Here is a 16,497-nt window from a genome sequence, read left to right on the forward strand (position 1 = left end):
ACCATGTAAGTTAAAACGAAACGTAATATAAATATGCCATCAATTATAAATAGCGTCGCGCACCTGAGTAGTTCTTTTTATAAACACCGTTGTTCATCGATTCGATTTTTACTTTTGAAGCGTAGTTTGGTGCATGCAACATTTTACCATCACCGACGTAAAGGCCAACATGATACACTTTCCCCTTGCCACCGTTATACGCAAAGAATACAAGGTCCCCCGGCTTTAAATTCTTCTTCGCAACAGCTTTTCCGCCTGTTGCCTGATAAAATGAATCCCTCGGAATCATGATGCCGTGTGTACGGAATACCGCATATAAAATACCCGAGCAGTCATAACCCCATGATGAGGTTCCTGCCCAAAGATACGGCAAGCCCAAATAACGCTTTGCTTCATTAATAATTGTAGTAGCTGTCGGTTTTGGAACCTCGCTATAGGATGCATACGCTTTTGCTGCACTTTTCTTTAGTAGTTTAACCCCATCACCTGGTGTCTCTACATAATAATATTTCGCTGTCTCTTCAATTACCGGCAAAATTGTTGCATAACTGATTTGTAAAAATTTCGTTTTCTCATCTTTTTCTAACAGATTTGTTTTATCTGCAGTAATAATCGCAATGCCGCAATCATCATAGTTTTTATTTGTTGCCACAACATGAGATTGTGGAACCCATCCAGGATAACCAGCCTTTAAATACGGTACATATTGGTCTTTTGCCGCGACACGTTGCCATTTCCCTTTTGTTTCAAGCAAAGATACTTCATCGCCATATAACGCTTGGGTATCTGTTCGTCCAACAAGCCATTTCTTTTGAGACAAACTTAATGATGAAATCCATTTTTGCATTTCTACCGGATTTTTTGTCGAAGGATAATCGACAGCACGTGCCTGGTTAGATTTATTCCATAAATTCGTTACTGCGACATCGATTACATAACGCTTTTTTGTGGTTTCTTTTACACAGCTTTGGAACACAGGCTGTTCGGGTTCAGCAGGTCTTAATGATGGCTCAATAATTCTTGCAAGATACGAAACAAAATTCCCACGGGTCATCATATCACTAGGATAGAATTTTTGATTGTTTACAGGGTAGACAATTTTATGTGCTACCAAAGCTTGGATTGCAGGTGCGGCACTATGATTTTTTTCAATATCCGTATATGGTATTTCAGCCTGTCCAGTTAACTGAAATGCACGCGTCAAAACTTGTACCGACTGTGCACGCGTTATCTTTGCATCGGGATTAAATTTACCATCATACCCTATCATTATGCCAAGCTCAGTAATTGCTGCAATGACAGGCATTCGCGGATCATCTGTCTGGATGTCTAAATATGTAGGAATTGCACTCATTTCTAAATCGATTTGCAATGTACGTACGATAAACTCTGCCACTTCATAGCGGGTAATAAGATTATCTGCACGAAAATTGTCGTTTGGCGATTGTGTTATTCCACCTAAATTATTTAACACTGTAAGCTCTTCATTTAATTTAGAGTCACTTTTTACATCCGAAAACATTTGGGCGTGGCCTGTATTTGTTACGGCTACGATTAGCAAGCAGACTATCCCAATTTGAAGTAAAATTTTCCTAACCCTGTCCATATTCCTACTCATCATTTTCTAACCCCCATAATATTAAATTCTCCTAGCTGTGTACGACCTTACCCTTTCTTTCTAACTATAATAGTATTTATTGTTATTTTTTTCTATATTATCTCTTCATTATTTTCAGATTTTTATAAAAATTTATCATTAACTATTAGTTAACTGGTTCATTTTCAGTTGGAATTTTTTCACGTGAAACATAATGTGACAACTTTCGATAAATAAGCCCATTATTTTTTTGTACTACAGGCTTCTATTGATTTACCGCAAATTCATTATATTAATATTTATCAATCGTTTTTATTGCATGTTACGTTACGTCAGCTTTTATACTACATATAAGGAGTGAGGGATATGTATTCAATTGGGGAATTCTCTAAAAAGACCGGCATTACAATTCGGACTTTACGTTATTACGGAGAAAAGGGTTTATTGATACCTGCACGTATTTCTGAAGGCGGACAGCGCTATTATAATGATGCTAATATCATCACTGTCCAAAAGATCGTGACTTTCAAATATCTTGATTATTCTTTGGAGGAAATTAAAGAGCTGCTCCAAAAAGATGATTCTTTGCTTCAATCTTTGGAACATCAGAAGTTGCAGTTACTAAAGAAGAAAAAGCAGCTGGAACAAATGCTTGCAACGATCGATACAGCCATTCACATTCACCAGGAAAGCACGGCTGTTGATTCCACTACATTGCTGCTCATCATACACAGTTTACTGACAGAGGATGCCCAGAAGGATTATTTAAGACAGTATATACCGGAGCCGCTCATTGAACAGATATACAATTATTTAGATTTGAATTTTATCGAAATTAATCGACGTTACATTGAAAGTCTCTATGAAATTAAACAGGCTTTCCTGCATCCGCCGGAAGATGAGGAACTAAAACAACTGATCGAACAGTTATTTTCAATAATCCCGCCAGAACTAACGAAAAGTTTAGCGCAGGAATTTGAAAAACATGCAAATATTGATTTTGATAATTGGTTATTTACGATTCCGCTTTCTAATGAAGAAGAAAATTGGCTATTGGATCAAGCTGCACGATTGAACATATTAGAGGGGGTTATTACATGAACATTCAGCTAAAGCAATTATGGGAACTCATTAAAAAAAGCAAATTTCCCAAAAAGCTCGTCATCATTGTTTTTGTATTAAGTATTATCGAAACACTCGCTTCACTCGCTGTACCGTTATTTACGATGAATATGATCAACGATTTTTCGACTACGGGTTTTGCCTGGACAGCAGTCACTGCTGTTGCTCTAATTTTAGTTATACAGGCAGTTCTTAGTGGTTTGACCTACTTTCTAATGCGTATGCTCGGTGAACGGATTGTCGCGAACTTGCGAAATACACTCTGGCAGCATATTTTACACTTAAAAACCCCTTATTTTGATGCCCACGAATCCGGGGAAACGATGAGCCGTATTACACAGGATACAAGCGTAGTAAAAGAACTTGTAACCGATCATCTAGTAAGCTTCGTATCGGGTATTTTCTCTATAATCGGTGCAATTGCAATTTTACTTTGGATCGACTGGAAAATGACGCTTCTTATGTTAATAGCCGTACCGCTTGCAATTTTTGTTACATTGCCACTTGGACAAAAAATGCATAAAATTGCTAAAGCCAATCAAGACGAACTCGCTTCATTCAGTGGCCACCTTGGACGGGTATTATCAAATATCCGACTTGTAAAGTCTTCGCAAACCGAAACATTGGAAAAAGAACGGGGTGACAACCGGATTGAGCAACTTTACGAATTTGGTTTAAAAGAAGCAAAGATTCTCGCTATTTTATCTCCGATTATGACGCTCATTATGATGATTGTGCTGATTCTTTTATTCGGGTATGGGGGCACACAAGTATCTTCAGGAGCAATTTCTTCAGGGGAGCTTGTTGCGATTATGATTTACCTTGTGCAGATCATTATTCCTTTTACACAAATGGCAACTTTTTTCACAGCTTTGCAAAAAGCACTTGGCGCAACAGAACGTATTCAATCGATTATCGCTCAGGAAACCGAAAGAATATCCGGTCTTTCAATTCCTGCGGCAGCACAAAATATCATTTTTCAAAATGTAAAGTTTCAATATGCCGAGCAGCCTATTTTAAAAGGGATGAACTTTACGATTCCCTCCGGAAAGACAACCGCATTTGTAAGCAGTAGTGGCGGTGGGAAAACGACGATGTTTTCTTTAATCGAACGCTTTTATGAAGTGACTGAAGGCAAAATCTTATATGGATCGGCAAATATTGAACAGTATGATTTATATGAATGGCGGAAATTGTTTGGCTATGTGACACAGGACGCCCCCCTTATGAATGGTTCAATCCGCGAAAATGTTCTGTATGGTCAAAACGAAGCAACAAACGAACAAGTAATGGAAGCATTGAAGGCCGCCTATGCCTATGATTTTGTGATGGCACTTGAACATGGAATTGAAACGGAAGTTGGAGAAGGCGGCATTAAATTATCAGGGGGCCAAAAGCAGCGGATTGCGATTGCCCGTGCAATTTTACGCAATCCCCAAATATTGCTGCTTGATGAAGCGACATCGAATTTGGACAATGAATCTGAACGTGAGGTCCAGCTTGCATTACAGACATTAATGCAAAACCGGACGACCATCATTATTGCACATCGCCTTTCTACAATTACTAACGCCGACCAGATTTTACTGTTTGAAGACGGTCAGCTGTCAGGCGAAGGTACACACGCGGAGCTTATTGAAGCCCATTCCTACTACAAACAGCTTTGGTCCAAAATGCAAATGGTTTAGAGTAAAAAGTGCTCCGAAGAAAACTTCGCAGCACTTTTTTTCAGCTATTGAAAAACACGCCAAAACTTGATTACTTTTAACGTGATATATTTAAGCTTTCAATTGAGAGAACTGTATATTTTTACAGCGTTTTTTCAGGATATCCAATACTTCGTTTAAAAAACTAATTTCATCTTTTTCGACCATCCAGGCGTTTTCATCATGCTGAGCAACATACGTACTGCTTACGTACGGGGCATTTTCCGCTGTAATCAGGCGCACATAACCGAATGTCATACCGGCTTCCTTGTAATCGACTCTCAAAATTTCATCATATGAAATAGTCTTCATCCGAGGTTTAGATTTATTTATAAATAGAAACTTTTCGCCAGCATAGTCAATTGTTAGTTCTGTTTTATCTAGTATCACCTTATAGCCACCAAATAATTTAAAGCTATATGTTTTCATCGTTAACGACTCCATTTCAACTATCATTAGTTTTATTATACGGATTGTATCGATGAATTTCTAACTTTTACATAGATTACTGAGCCAAAAGATCCTCAACCGTAATTTTCCCCTTAGCTCAACTTTCCTTCATTAAAACCTTCTATACGGTCTGTCATTCGAAAAATGGATCGCTGTCCACATTAGAGTCGCAATTAACACTAACTCAAAGGCATTTGTAATCGCGTTACTGCCAATATCAATCGGAAATGCACTACCGATCGTCATAACGATTGTACCGACAAGCATCCACCACCATTTTCTTTTCCAGGCAAGCATGATAGAGGCGATTAGCAAGGCAACAAGGACAATCAAAATCATTGGCGGCGGACCGGATGCTGCTTCTGTTGTACTGTAGCTAAGTACACCATACGATTCCTCCGGAGCTAGTTCCAATCCGCTCAGCTCTGCAAAATATTCAACAATCATGGCAACAACCCATAAAGCACCAAATGTAAAAGGAACCCATTTCTTATAGGCAAAATGAAGGTTTGCCTCTTTCATTACAAACAATGAAAAAAGTATTAAAGTAGGTGTGAATATTGCATGAAGCCAAAAACGACCATAGCTTAGGTTTTTAAGAAGGTCTCCCTCTCCTATGACATGGCCTAACGCTAGTACTGCATTATCATAAATCAGGGCAGCGACAACTAAAAATAATATGGCGGATGCAGTTTTTTTATGTTTTGCCATTCCCCAGACGAAAATGGCAATATAGGCAATCGTGAAAAATCCGAAAATATAAGGATCCATCATACCCCTCCTCTTAGTTTCTATTCTTTCCCCTTTACCCCGAAATTAAATTATTAAAAAGATTAGAAACAGAACGAAGCGGGAAATATTCTTTAGATAATACAAGGGGGGACTATTTATGGAATTACACAATGGTTTATTATTTTGGCCAACGACACTTTTAAAAGAACCACACACGAACCCACCAATTAAACCTCATTATGATGCGATTATCGTAGGTGCCGGAATGAGCGGAATACTGACGGCGAAAGCATTAATCGATGAAGGTTTAACGGTAGCAGTTTTAGAACGAAACGAGCTCGGCTCCGGCAGTACTTCCGCCAATACAGGACTACTTCAATATTCAAATGATATTCAGTTACATGAACTAAGTGATTTAATCGGAGAGGAGGATGCTGTACGTTTTTATAAACTTTGCTTGGAGGCAGTTGACCGCCTGGCGGAAATTGCGCAACCATTAAAAGACCAGGCAGATTTCAATCGACGTCCAAGCATCTGTTTTGCCAGTGAAAAAAAAGACGTGTCAAAGCTTGAAAAAGAATGCGAAATATTGGTAAAGAACGGGTTCCCTGCTGAATTTTGGAATGAACTTGTCGTAGAAAAGCGCTTGCCTTTTAATGCGCCTGCTGCTTTGTACACACAAAGCGATGCGGAAATGAACCCTTACAAATTCGTGGTTTCATTAACTGAGCAGCTTATCGCTAAAGGGCTGGACTTATTTGAAAACACGTATGCCAACATCATTGAGGATGAAGGAAATGAGATCATTTTGCATACTATGAACGGAATCTTTAAAACATCCCGTATTGTATACACGACCGGCTACGATCGGCTGCCATATGGAAAAATGAAAGGTGCTGATATTAACCGCTCTTATGCGATTGTCACAGAGCAAAAACCCGGCTTTGAAGGTTGGTACGAAAATGCACTCATTTGGGAAACTGCCCGCCCGTATTTATATATGCGAAAAACAGTGGATCACCGTATTATAATCGGGGGATTAGACGAAAAGAGAGCCGATCCTGCCAAACATGAAACAAAAGTGGAAGCAATGGCAAACGAATTGCTTGATAAACTTCATGAACTATTGCCTGATGAAACCTTCCATGCCCCATATAAATATTGTGCTTCCTTTGGCGAGTCATTAGACCATCTTCCTTTCATCGGACAGCATCCAGAACAGCCGAATCACTATTACCTGCTCGGATTTGGGGGTAACGGCACGGTCTATAGTATGCTTGGCTCGCATATTATTGCCGATTTAGTCATGAATCGCCCGAATGACGACGCGCGTCTCGTGACATTGGACCGGAAATATGGAATTAAATAATCGAAAAACCTGTATTGTTGGAATTGTATTTTTAAATTTTGCCTCTTTGTTATAAGCTATTAAGCAGAAGGGGGGACTTTTTCATGGTTTTTAAATCGAAGGTGGATATTTGGATGGCTATTATATTTATTTTAGTTCCAATCTCTATGATATACGGGGTCATTACAGAGCCAAGTGCAATTTTGCTCCTTATTACGGCATTCATGATTGTCTTATTGTGCATACTGTTTTTTGGTACAAAATACGTCATCGAAAAGGACGTACTCATCGTTTACGGCGGTATTTATAAAAAGCGAATCCCAGTTAAACAAATACGCAGCTTGCGCCCATCGAAAAATCCTTTATCGGCTCCGGCTATGTCAATCGACCGGATTGAAATTACCTTTGATCCGCATATTCAAATCATTCTTGTATCTCCAAAAGAAAAAGAGCTGTTTGTAAAAAAGCTACTTGAAATCAATCCAGGTATTGCGCTCAAGTCATAGAAAAGTCCACGCAAACTGAATGATCAGTCTGCGCGGATCTTTTAAACGAGTATTCCTTTTTCACTTAATCGTTGTGAAAAATCGTCAATCGTCAATGGACGGCTATAATAGTAGCCCTGGACAAATTCACAGTCAAACTCCCGTAAAAGGTGCAAGTCTTCATGTTCCTCCACACCTTCCGCCACTACTTTTAAATTAAGTGCACGCGCCAAAGAAATCATCGCTGAAACCATGGCAATATCCGCATTGTTTTTATACATTTTGTGGATGAACGTACGATCGATTTTCAGTAAATCAATCGGAAATTTCTTCAAATAGCTTAATGAGGAATAGCCTGTCCCAAAGTCATCAATAGCCAATGTAATATCCATTTCACTCAATTGTTCGATCGTTTTGAGCAAATCTGAATTTTGATCCAGGAAACTCATTTCTGTAATCTCGATTTCCAGTACACTTGGTGAAATTCCATGCTGCTGTAAAATTCGGTTTAAACGATCAATAAAATTATCTGCTTTCAAATGGCTTGGTGAAATATTAACAGCCACACGAAGATTTAAGTTGAATTGTTCATTCCATTCTGTTGCTTGGCGACCGGCTTTAGCAATAACCCACTCACTTATGTCACTGATCAGTCCAAAATCTTCTGCAAATGGGATGAACTGATCCGGCGGTACAAAACCAAGCTCCTCGTCAAACCAGCGTATCAGTGCCTCCATCCCTTCAATTTTATTTGTTTGCAGGTTCACTTTAGGCTGGTAATACAATTCAAATGCCTCGTTTTTAATTGCATCATGTAACTTTGTTTCCAATGTCAGTAGTTGGTTATGTGAAAAGCGTTGTTGTTTTTTATATATGACAAAACCCTTATTATTGCTCTTTTTGCCTCATGCATCGCAATATCCGCATATTTCAATATATCATGCGCAGATTGACCATGCTCCGGGTAATTTACCGCTCCTATACTGATCGATGCATAAAAAGTATGGTTATTTAAATTGAATTGACGTTTAAATAGCGCTTGTATATCTTCTGCGGCACTTTCAAGTAATGCTGAATCTTTTAAAATACAAATGAATTCATCTCCACTTAAACGGTAAAAAGTCATCAATGGACTGTTCAGTATTTTTGTTCGTACCGCAATTTCTGCCAAAAACATATCTCCGACACCGTGCCCTAGGCCATCGTTAATATTTTTAAACCGGTTCACATCAAATAATATGAGTGAAAATGGCTGCTGTTCCACTTCAATCAGTGTTTTTAAATCCGTAAGCAACATCCTGCGATTTGGCAGCTCTGTCAAATCATCATGATGTGCAATATGTATCATTTCCCCAATTTTCTTTTGCGCGGTAATATCTGTACGAATCGAAATATACTGATAGGGTTTTCCTTTTGCATTTAAAAACGGCACAATTGTTGTCTGTACCCAATATGTTGAACCATCCTTTGCACGGTTACATACTTCTCCGTGCCATGTCTTACCTGAACCGATTGTACGCCACATTTCCTTAAAAAAAGTATTCGGATGATAGCCTGAATTTAAAAGTCGGTGATCTTTACCAATGAGTTCACAACGTTCATATTTGGAAATTTTACAAAACCGGTCATTTACCATTGTGATAATGCCTCTCTGATCTGTAACAGCCAAAATGGACGACTCGTCTAATGCAATTTTAATATTTTGTAATTCTTCTACGGTCAGTTGCATTGAACTTAGTACATTTTTATCTTCTGTTTTCACCATCTATCCACCAACTTCTATTTAGTGATTCTTTTCTAATATATTTTCGGAAAATTTGCATTCTTTAATCTATAATTATAGTTCTTATTTAATGATTTTAGTAGTACTTTTAGATAGTTTCGGCTGTTTTCCATATTTTTTTACTTTTCGCCCTTCATTTTATAAATGAAATTATTTTTTCCCTTTTCGTTTTCAGAAACTATAACGTATTTTTTCTCTATTAAATATTCCACAACTCAACATTTAGTGGAATATTCTGATAAAATTATAGTAATTTCCAGTGAAAGGATTGATAAAAATGAAACCATTTATGAAAGTGATTGAAAAGTAATCTTTCAACTCTTTTCAATCAAACAGACATAAAAATTAATTTGAAAAGAGGAAAACGATGTATACAGACCAGGACTTAGTTATACGACCAATAACGGAACAAGATATGGAACGTTTATGGGAGCTGATTTATAAAGATGAACAGCCCGAGTGGAAAAAGTGGGATGCTCCGTACTATCCGCATAGAGCGATTCCTTTTGAACAGTTTATCCAGACAAAGCAGGATTGGATCGGGGATGAAGGCTCTTGGATCATTGAAGTGGAAGGCATTGTACGCGGAATTGTCTCCTATTACTGGGAACATGAACCGTCAAAATGGCTTGAAATAGGTATTGTTCTGCATGAAGGGCAATCATGGGGAAAAGGGATTGGAACAAGAGCATTAAAATTATGGATTGCACACTTATTTCATACAATGCCATTAGTGCGTATCGGATTTACGACATGGTCAGGCAACGAACGCATGATCCGTGTTGGCGAAAAACTTGGGATGCAGCTAGAAGCAAGAATCCGTAAAGTTCGCTATTACGAAGGGTATTATTATGATTCGATTCGCATGGGGTTACTTAGAGAAGAATGGGAAACATTGAATAACGAATAATTTTTCAGGGGTGGAAAAGATGAGCGTAAAAGAGAAACTGCAAGCAAACTTTGAGGTCATGGTTGAAATCCGAAGACATCTGCATATGTATCCGGAGCTTTCATTCAAAGAAATTAATACACCAAAACTTATTGCCGAAAAACTTCGCTCTTTTGGGATTGAAGTAAAAGAGAAGGTGGGAGGAAATGGGGTTACAGGTTATTTAGAGGGTGCCTTCGACGGACCGACAATTGCGTTCCGAGCAGATTTTGACGCACTTCCGATTCAAGATGAAAAAGAAGTGCCCTACAAATCGAAAGTCGATGGGGTAAGCCATGCATGTGGTCATGATATCCATACAGCCGCACTGCTCGGATTGGCAAAATCACTTGCTGATAACCGTGACGTACTTCACGGCAATGTCGTATTCATCCATCAATTTGCGGAAGAAGTCGTACCAGGTGGCGCGAAGGCAATGGTAGATGCAGGTTGCCTGGACGGTGTGGACTATGTATACGGTTCCCATGTCTCATCCTGGAGCGAATTGGGCACTGTGCTGTTTTGTGAGGGCTACGCAATGGCAGCTGCCGACTTTTTTGAACTTACTATTCAAGGTAAAGGCGGACATGGTGCATCACCTCATGAAACAATAGACCCGATTGTTGCTGCAGCACAATTTGTATTTGGTGTGCAGCCGATCGTCAGCAGAAATACCGATCCGATTGAATCTGCTGTTATTACAATCGGAAAAATTGAAAGTGGCACAGTTGGCAATGTCATCCCTGATAAAGCCCATTTAACAGGAACTGTTCGTACATTCAATCCAGCAATTCGCGATATGGTCGAAGAGAAGCTAAACAACTTATGCAAAGCGATTGAAATTCAATACGGTGCTACGCTTGAATTTAACTATACTCGCGGCTATGATGCCGTCTATAATCACCCGGCCGAAACCGCTATGCTTCGGGAAGCTGTCTCAGTAAACCTGCCAGACCTGCAAGTATTGTATGCCCCGCCTCGCATGGGAGCAGAAGATTTCACCTATTATTTACAGGAAAAGCCCGGCACGTTTTTCTTCACAGGCGGCGGCAATCCGGAAATCAATGCAGTCTATCCGCATCACCACCCAAGATTCGATGTGGATGAACAGTCCATGCTTAATATTGCCGATGTGTTTGTGGAAGCATTAAAGCTACATGGTGTTGTAAAATAATTTTACTGGAACTGCCAGGTTCTTTAAGGGGGTTTATAGAAAATGAAAAATGTAAAAAATGAGCTGTTTGAATGGATTAAAGTTATCGCCATAACCGCCTTGTTTGTTGTCGCTATTCGCACGTTTATTTTCACTCCGATTGATGTGGAGGGTGCTTCTATGATGCCGACATACGAAGACGGAGACCGGATTATCGTCAATAAAATCGGGAAATCACTCCATGATTTTGATCGATTCGATGTCATTGTGTTCGATGGGTTAGAAAGCGAATATTTTATTAAACGTATTATTGGACTTCCAGGTGATCATATCGAATATAAAGACGATGTACTTTATATAAATGGGCAGAAAACCGACGAACCCTATCTGGATGAGTACAAATCCGCGCTTAACGATCCTGGTAATTTGACTCTCGATTTCACACTGGAAGATATAGCTGGTGTATCAGAAATTCCGAATGACTATTATTTTGTAATGGGCGATAATCGCCGCAAAAGTAGTGACAGCCGAGATCCACGCATCGGCCTAGTTTCAAAAGAACAGATTCTTGGCTCCACATCCATTCGTTTTTACCCGCTCGATTCAATAGGTTTGGTGAAATAATTCCGATTTGTAGACTTGCCGCGACTGCTGTAATTAGCAGTCGCGGCTTTTTATGTTTTTTAAAAGTATAAAATAAATTACAATATGACAAATATAAATTGCATTTAGAATTATATATTGTATAATAAGCTTAACAATATTAACTTTGGAGGAGATAAAATGGGGTTTTGGAACAAAAAAATGGTAGATGAGCGTGTGTACAACGCGCAAAATAAAATTTACCGGGAAATCTATATACTTACAATGATCATCGTTATCGTTTCGATTGTGGTTAAATTTTACCGTTTCGGAGTAAGTATGGAGTCTGTTGCTACTGAGATGATCATTTTAATAGGTGCCAGTCTATACTACGGCTTCCGTTCTTCACAACTTGGGGTATTTTCGGATGAAGTTGAACTTCATGATGCCAACAGCAAGTTTTCATACAGCACAAAACAGCTGATTCTCGGTGTTGGATTTGGTCTGGTCATCGCACTTTTCATGGGAATTAACAGTGCATACCAATATGCGGACAGTTCTTCTCAGGCAATTGAATATTTCTTTGTAGTGTTCATCGTTTCGCTCATAATTTATGTTCCACTTTATTTACTGCTGTTATTTGCTGCCTTTAAAAGCGCCTTGAATAAAAGTCAAAAAGTGAACAGCAAAATGCTTGAGGAAGATGATGATGAGGCGGGGCGAAACCAATGAAAAATATTCGTTTGAAAATGGCCAGAATTGAACATGATCTTTCACAGGATGAGCTTGCAAAAAAGGTTGGGGTTACACGCCAAACAATCGGACTCATCGAGCTCGGCAAGTATAATCCGACATTAAGTGTCTGTATCGCCATATGCAGAACATTAAACAAGACTTTGGATGAACTGTTTTGGGATGACCAGTCCTAATAACGGCAGCCATTATTAAAGGGAGCGGAAAAGTTATTTACTTTTCCACTCCCTTTTAATGTTCTATAATTCCAGCTTGTACAGCTGATCATCCTTCTCTCCGGGTGCACCGCGTCCGTCCGTATTATTTGTAATCCAGTACAATGTATTCCCTTCAATCCATACATCGCGGATTCGCCCCAAAACATTGACGATTTCTTTTACTTTTTTTGATTTCAAATCAAATTCAAGCACTGCTGTTCCCCGCAGCGCAGAAACATATAGCTTGTTATCGTAGAACGCCATACCTGAAGGGGCCCAAGTATTATCATTACCTGAAGTGAATAATGGGGATATGAACCCTTCCTGCTTTTCCTCTCCTTCAATTAAAGGCCAGCCATAATTTTTCCCTGCTTCAATTTTATTGATTTCATCATTTGCACTTTGCCCATGTTCACTTGCATACATTGTGCCGTCCGGTGACCACGTAATACCTTGCGGGTTTCGATGTCCGTAGCTGTACACATATGAATGTGGAAAAGGATTGTCGTCCGGAATGCTCCCATCCAGATTCATGCGCAGTATTTTTCCGCCGAGCGTAGTCAAGTCCTGTGCATTTTGCGGATTCGATGCATCACCTGCTGTCGCATAAAGCTTTTGATCCGGGCCGATTTTTACACGCCCACCGTGATGATACGTACCACTAGGAATTTCATCGAGCAGTATGCTTTTCTCCAGCCAGTTATTATTTTCAAGCATAAGCAATACAATCCGGTTAAACTGGTCGTTCCCATTTTCATACGTATAATAAGCATATGCCTCATTGGATTGTTCAAAATCCGGTGCCAATTCAAAGCCAAGCAGCCCCGCCTCTGATGTGGTGGACAGTGTTTTTTCAAGCTTTACGTCCTGTCTTGTCACTTCTCCTTGCTCGACTTTTACAATATGCCCTGTTCGCTCCGATATATAAAAGATTTCCCCAATTTTATTAATTGCCCACGGTGCATCTAAATTAGCAGCGATTGTTTCGTATTGCTCCACCGTTTGCGGACTGCTACTTCCAATGGACACAGATTGTTTTTCATTTGTAGAACATCCTGTTAAACATAGCAGGGAAATACCCAACCCGACGAATAACTGCTTCACAGAAAACCTCCTTTGCGGTACATATCTTTTCAATGTTTCTTCATTTAAAAATCTATAAAAAACGGCTGTTTCGTTGCGTCCAAACAATATTCTATTCTTTGACGAAAGTTGCCTACTGTCACCATTTCCAGGGCCTCTTCAATTGGGAAATACCCGACTTCCAGACTTTCCGGTGAAGCGGTATACCCCCGATTGGTTTCGCTAAGAAAAGCGTGTTGCAAATACATTTCTCTACATTTTGAAAAATACCGCAGAATTGGAGTATCTCCACATCTATTCCTGATTCTTCTTTTGTTTCTCTAATCGCTGCAGCCGTCAAAGATTCGCCTTCTTCTACTTGACCACCCGGCATTTCCCATCCTCTTTTAGGCCCTTTAATAAGCAGAATCTCATTTTTACTGTTCAGTACGATGGTTGCTGCAGATACGATATGTTTCGGGGTTGTTTTTATTTTCTGCTGAATTTGTTCCATTTCATCAGTCCTTTTAAATTAAAAGTTATTCCATAAAATATTCTTCAGCTAAAACAGCTAAATAATCCATATCTTCATATATATCATCTTTTAAAAATTCCTGTCTGTGGCATCCTTCCCAAACCATACCGGACTTCTCCATTACTTTTCTTGAAGCAATGTTTCTAACCATACAGCGGCTGTAAATTCTATTTAACTGATGTTCCTGAAATCCGTAATCAATAATTCTTTTGCATGCTTCTGTGGCATAGCCATTACCCCACTCTGCGACATCGATAAAATAGCCCACCTCTGCATTACGATGGTTTTTTGAAACTGTAACGAGCCCGCAATTCCCGATATAGCGCCCACTTTGTTTTAAAAATACAGCAAACTCATAGGCTGTCCCTTGCTCAAAGCTTTTTTGCAAATAGGCAATCCACCGATCGACAACTTCACGTGGATATGGATGCGGAATCATGACCATTGTGTCCGCAATCTCCCTATGCTTTACTACTTCAAAAATAGCATCTGCAAATTCAACTTCATACGGCTTTAACAGGAGTCTTTCCGTTTCTAAAATCATTTCCTCATCCCCTAAACTATTTAATGAAATATTCCATGTAAATGTCATTTTCTTTAAAACCGATTTTTTTATATAACGGTTTTCCCATCGGTGAAGAAATTAAAAATATGTGATGTACATTTCTTTCTTGGGCTTCTGCCAATAATCGCTTAACCAACTGTTTGGCAAGTCCCCGACCTCTGCTTTCCGGTGCTGTGTACATATTTAAAATATACCCGCGAATGCCTGTAGTATTGGAATAACTCGGAGGAAAAGATATAAACTGAATGCCCCCGGTAGCGATTACACTTTTCTCTTCTTCAATGATCCATTGAACAAATTGATCAGAATTCAATTGCTTCTCAAAAAAGCTCCTTAATTGTTCATCGATATCAGAAGAAACGGATTGCCCTTCCTCCACTAATAATCGCTTGCGTAAATCTATTAATAACTCCATATCCTCTATAGTAGCTAATCGAAATTCCATTCATATTCCCCTTCCTGATTTTATTGAGTCTCTTCTATTCCCTATCTAGAATGACGATCTTTTTCGTCTTGATCTTTTCTGAAACAGCATAAATAAGTGTGATGATAAGTGCTGTAATACTTGGATAACCTATCATTACAACAACGTTTGTATGTTCGACTAAACTGAATTCTCCCCATTCAAGCCATAGACGCCAGCCCATTCCGAGAGCACTGAATAATAACGAGATGAAAAAAAACAGTTCCGTTTTTTGAACAAAAATCCCTACAAAGACATTTGCAACAACAATATAAATAAAGAAAACTATAAATGTAGAGACTAAATCAAATCCTTTTAAATTAGGAATAACGGAAGTAAAAGATATTCCAGTAAAAAACAGGATCGTAATGAGATTAAATAACAGGAAATATTTTCTATTCTTTTCTATTTTTTTATAATCATCTGTACCGAATATTCTATTCACCTCTTTTACTTATTGTAACAATTAATGGAATATATAGGAGTGGGAATTGCTGAATACGCTTTGAAACTTTCCGAATATTCTAACGTCCATTTTGCATATAGCTGAAAAAGGAGGATGAACATGCCAAAATTAAACTCAATCTTTTTAAGAACATTGATTATTTCAACTGGTGTACTCGTATTGATATTATGTATATTTGTTTTACCGTGGCTAGCTCAGGAAACTGCGCATTTAAATCCGGAAGTCGCTTATTTGCAATATCCAATTTTGCTAGGTATGTATGCAACTGCAATTCCATTTTTCTATGCACTTTACGAAACAGTGAAGATGATTAAGATTATAGAGCGGGAATCCATTTTCTCCAGTCGCCTAGAACAGGGATTAAACTATATTAAATATTGCGCCTATGTCATACTCGTTTTATACATTTCGGGCTTTTTCCTGCTCGATTATACTAATGCACTGCCTCCGTTAGTGGCGTTGCTCGGTATTGTTATCATATTAATTACGATTCTTGTTGCTGCAGGTGCCACTTTTTTAAAACATGCACTTATTAAAAGCCGATTGAAGGTGAATTAAAAACAACCACTC

General features: G+C 38.8%; 19 protein-coding genes and 1 pseudogene. 10 read left to right on the top strand and 10 right to left on the bottom strand.

Translation table 11 applies throughout. From position 1 onward, the window contains the following. Positions 1-43: 43 nt before the first annotated feature. Positions 44-1,621, bottom strand: coding sequence for an NlpC/P60 family protein (locus MKZ25_RS18170; protein WP_340802709.1), 1,578 nt, complete (start codon positions 1,619-1,621; stop codon positions 44-46). Positions 1,622-1,963: 342 nt separating this feature from the next. On the opposite strand from MKZ25_RS18170, the gene MKZ25_RS18175 reads away from it, so the two are divergent. Next, positions 1,964-2,698, top strand: a complete 735-nt coding sequence (locus tag MKZ25_RS18175) for a MerR family transcriptional regulator (protein WP_340802710.1) — start codon at positions 1,964-1,966, stop codon at positions 2,696-2,698. After that, positions 2,695-4,407, top strand: a complete 1,713-nt coding sequence (locus tag MKZ25_RS18180; RefSeq protein ID WP_340802711.1) for an ABC transporter ATP-binding protein — start codon at positions 2,695-2,697, stop codon at positions 4,405-4,407. The genes MKZ25_RS18175 and MKZ25_RS18180 overlap by 4 nt, the downstream gene beginning before the upstream one ends. Positions 4,408-4,497: 90 nt before the next feature. Here MKZ25_RS18180 and MKZ25_RS18185 read toward each other — a convergent pair whose 3' ends face one another. Next, positions 4,498-4,854 (bottom strand): hypothetical protein, encoded by a 357-nt coding sequence (locus MKZ25_RS18185; RefSeq protein WP_340802712.1) that lies wholly within the window; start codon positions 4,852-4,854, stop codon positions 4,498-4,500. A gap of 132 nt (positions 4,855-4,986) precedes the next feature. Then, a complete protein-coding gene (locus tag MKZ25_RS18190; RefSeq protein WP_340802713.1) occupies positions 4,987-5,646 on the bottom strand; it encodes a phospholipid phosphatase in 660 nt (219 codons plus the stop codon). 118 nt (positions 5,647-5,764) lie between these two features. Between MKZ25_RS18190 and MKZ25_RS18195 the strand changes: the two genes are divergently transcribed. Further along, positions 5,765-6,976 carry an NAD(P)/FAD-dependent oxidoreductase gene (locus MKZ25_RS18195; RefSeq protein ID WP_340802714.1) on the top strand — a complete coding sequence of 404 codons (1,212 nt, stop codon included), beginning with the start codon at positions 5,765-5,767 and terminating at the stop codon, positions 6,974-6,976. 83 nt (positions 6,977-7,059) lie between these two features. After that, complete coding sequence (locus MKZ25_RS18200; protein WP_340802715.1) at positions 7,060-7,461, top strand: PH domain-containing protein; 402 nt, start codon at positions 7,060-7,062, stop codon at positions 7,459-7,461. 41 nt (positions 7,462-7,502) lie between these two features. On the opposite strand, the gene MKZ25_RS18205 is transcribed toward MKZ25_RS18200, so the two are convergent. Together MKZ25_RS18205 and MKZ25_RS18210 are read right to left on the bottom strand one after the other, a co-directional pair. Further along, on the bottom strand, positions 7,503-8,225 hold the full coding sequence (locus tag MKZ25_RS18205) for a putative bifunctional diguanylate cyclase/phosphodiesterase (RefSeq protein WP_340802716.1): 723 nt from the start codon (positions 8,223-8,225) through the stop codon (positions 7,503-7,505). Between the two features lie 47 nt (positions 8,226-8,272). Continuing rightward, positions 8,273-9,205: a sensor domain-containing protein gene (locus MKZ25_RS18210; RefSeq protein ID WP_340802717.1), complete on the bottom strand. Its 933-nt coding sequence runs from the start codon at positions 9,203-9,205 to the stop codon at positions 8,273-8,275. A gap of 385 nt (positions 9,206-9,590) precedes the next feature. Between MKZ25_RS18210 and MKZ25_RS18215 the strand changes: the two genes are divergently transcribed. From MKZ25_RS18215 to MKZ25_RS18235, 5 genes are all read left to right on the top strand, one after another. Further along, positions 9,591-10,133: a GNAT family N-acetyltransferase gene (locus MKZ25_RS18215; protein ID WP_340802718.1), complete on the top strand. Its 543-nt coding sequence runs from the start codon at positions 9,591-9,593 to the stop codon at positions 10,131-10,133. A gap of 19 nt (positions 10,134-10,152) precedes the next feature. After that, positions 10,153-11,325 (top strand): M20 metallopeptidase family protein, encoded by a 1,173-nt coding sequence (locus MKZ25_RS18220; RefSeq protein ID WP_340802719.1) that lies wholly within the window; start codon positions 10,153-10,155, stop codon positions 11,323-11,325. A gap of 42 nt (positions 11,326-11,367) precedes the next feature. Continuing rightward, a complete protein-coding gene (gene lepB, locus MKZ25_RS18225) occupies positions 11,368-11,928 on the top strand; it encodes a signal peptidase I (protein ID WP_340802720.1) in 561 nt (186 codons plus the stop codon). Positions 11,929-12,087: 159 nt separating this feature from the next. Beyond that, a complete protein-coding gene (locus tag MKZ25_RS18230) occupies positions 12,088-12,618 on the top strand; it encodes a DUF6773 family protein (protein WP_340802721.1) in 531 nt (176 codons plus the stop codon). Further along, a complete protein-coding gene (locus MKZ25_RS18235) occupies positions 12,615-12,815 on the top strand; it encodes a helix-turn-helix transcriptional regulator (RefSeq protein WP_340802722.1) in 201 nt (66 codons plus the stop codon). The genes MKZ25_RS18230 and MKZ25_RS18235 overlap by 4 nt, the downstream gene beginning before the upstream one ends. Positions 12,816-12,878: 63 nt before the next feature. Here the strand turns inward: MKZ25_RS18235 and MKZ25_RS18240 are convergent, their stop codons facing one another. From MKZ25_RS18240 to MKZ25_RS18260, 5 genes and pseudogenes are all read right to left on the bottom strand, one after another. Continuing rightward, complete coding sequence (locus MKZ25_RS18240; RefSeq protein WP_340802724.1) at positions 12,879-13,940, bottom strand: PQQ-dependent sugar dehydrogenase; 1,062 nt, start codon at positions 13,938-13,940, stop codon at positions 12,879-12,881. Between the two features lie 44 nt (positions 13,941-13,984). Beyond that, a pseudogene (locus tag MKZ25_RS18245) lies at positions 13,985-14,412 on the bottom strand (NUDIX hydrolase). Between the two features lie 25 nt (positions 14,413-14,437). Continuing rightward, on the bottom strand, positions 14,438-14,977 hold the full coding sequence (locus MKZ25_RS18250) for a GNAT family N-acetyltransferase (protein ID WP_340802726.1): 540 nt from the start codon (positions 14,975-14,977) through the stop codon (positions 14,438-14,440). Positions 14,978-14,993: 16 nt separating this feature from the next. Then, the gene (locus MKZ25_RS18255; RefSeq protein ID WP_340802728.1) at positions 14,994-15,443 is read right to left on the bottom strand and encodes a GNAT family N-acetyltransferase; all 450 of its coding nucleotides are present in this window, start codon (positions 15,441-15,443) and stop codon (positions 14,994-14,996) included. A gap of 34 nt (positions 15,444-15,477) precedes the next feature. After that, a complete protein-coding gene (locus MKZ25_RS18260) occupies positions 15,478-15,906 on the bottom strand; it encodes an ABC transporter permease (RefSeq protein ID WP_340802729.1) in 429 nt (142 codons plus the stop codon). A 120-nt stretch (positions 15,907-16,026) separates the two neighbouring features. On the opposite strand from MKZ25_RS18260, the gene MKZ25_RS18265 reads away from it, so the two are divergent. Then, on the top strand, positions 16,027-16,485 hold the full coding sequence (locus MKZ25_RS18265; RefSeq protein ID WP_340802730.1) for a DUF2975 domain-containing protein: 459 nt from the start codon (positions 16,027-16,029) through the stop codon (positions 16,483-16,485). Positions 16,486-16,497: the final 12 nt, after the last annotated feature.

The sequence above is a fragment of the Solibacillus sp. FSL W7-1464 genome (assembly GCF_038004425.1).
Taxonomy (GTDB): Bacteria; Bacillota; Bacilli; order Bacillales_A; family Planococcaceae; genus Solibacillus.

Coding starts and splice junctions, on each gene's coding strand:
- MKZ25_RS18170 (WP_340802709.1), bottom strand. CDS start 1,621: ATGATGAGTAGGAATATGGACAGGGTTAGGAAAATTTTACTTCAAATT.
- MKZ25_RS18175 (WP_340802710.1), top strand. CDS start 1,964: ATGTATTCAATTGGGGAATTCTCTAAAAAGACCGGCATTACAATTCGG.
- MKZ25_RS18180 (WP_340802711.1), top strand. CDS start 2,695: ATGAACATTCAGCTAAAGCAATTATGGGAACTCATTAAAAAAAGCAAA.
- MKZ25_RS18185 (WP_340802712.1), bottom strand. CDS start 4,854: ATGAAAACATATAGCTTTAAATTATTTGGTGGCTATAAGGTGATACTA.
- MKZ25_RS18190 (WP_340802713.1), bottom strand. CDS start 5,646: ATGGATCCTTATATTTTCGGATTTTTCACGATTGCCTATATTGCCATT.
- MKZ25_RS18195 (WP_340802714.1), top strand. CDS start 5,765: ATGGAATTACACAATGGTTTATTATTTTGGCCAACGACACTTTTAAAA.
- MKZ25_RS18200 (WP_340802715.1), top strand. CDS start 7,060: ATGGTTTTTAAATCGAAGGTGGATATTTGGATGGCTATTATATTTATT.
- MKZ25_RS18210 (WP_340802717.1), bottom strand. CDS start 9,205: ATGGTGAAAACAGAAGATAAAAATGTACTAAGTTCAATGCAACTGACC.
- MKZ25_RS18215 (WP_340802718.1), top strand. CDS start 9,591: ATGTATACAGACCAGGACTTAGTTATACGACCAATAACGGAACAAGAT.
- MKZ25_RS18220 (WP_340802719.1), top strand. CDS start 10,153: ATGAGCGTAAAAGAGAAACTGCAAGCAAACTTTGAGGTCATGGTTGAA.
- lepB (WP_340802720.1), top strand. CDS start 11,368: ATGAAAAATGTAAAAAATGAGCTGTTTGAATGGATTAAAGTTATCGCC.
- MKZ25_RS18230 (WP_340802721.1), top strand. CDS start 12,088: ATGGGGTTTTGGAACAAAAAAATGGTAGATGAGCGTGTGTACAACGCG.
- MKZ25_RS18235 (WP_340802722.1), top strand. CDS start 12,615: ATGAAAAATATTCGTTTGAAAATGGCCAGAATTGAACATGATCTTTCA.
- MKZ25_RS18250 (WP_340802726.1), bottom strand. CDS start 14,977: ATGATTTTAGAAACGGAAAGACTCCTGTTAAAGCCGTATGAAGTTGAA.
- MKZ25_RS18255 (WP_340802728.1), bottom strand. CDS start 15,443: ATGGAATTTCGATTAGCTACTATAGAGGATATGGAGTTATTAATAGAT.
- MKZ25_RS18265 (WP_340802730.1), top strand. CDS start 16,027: ATGCCAAAATTAAACTCAATCTTTTTAAGAACATTGATTATTTCAACT.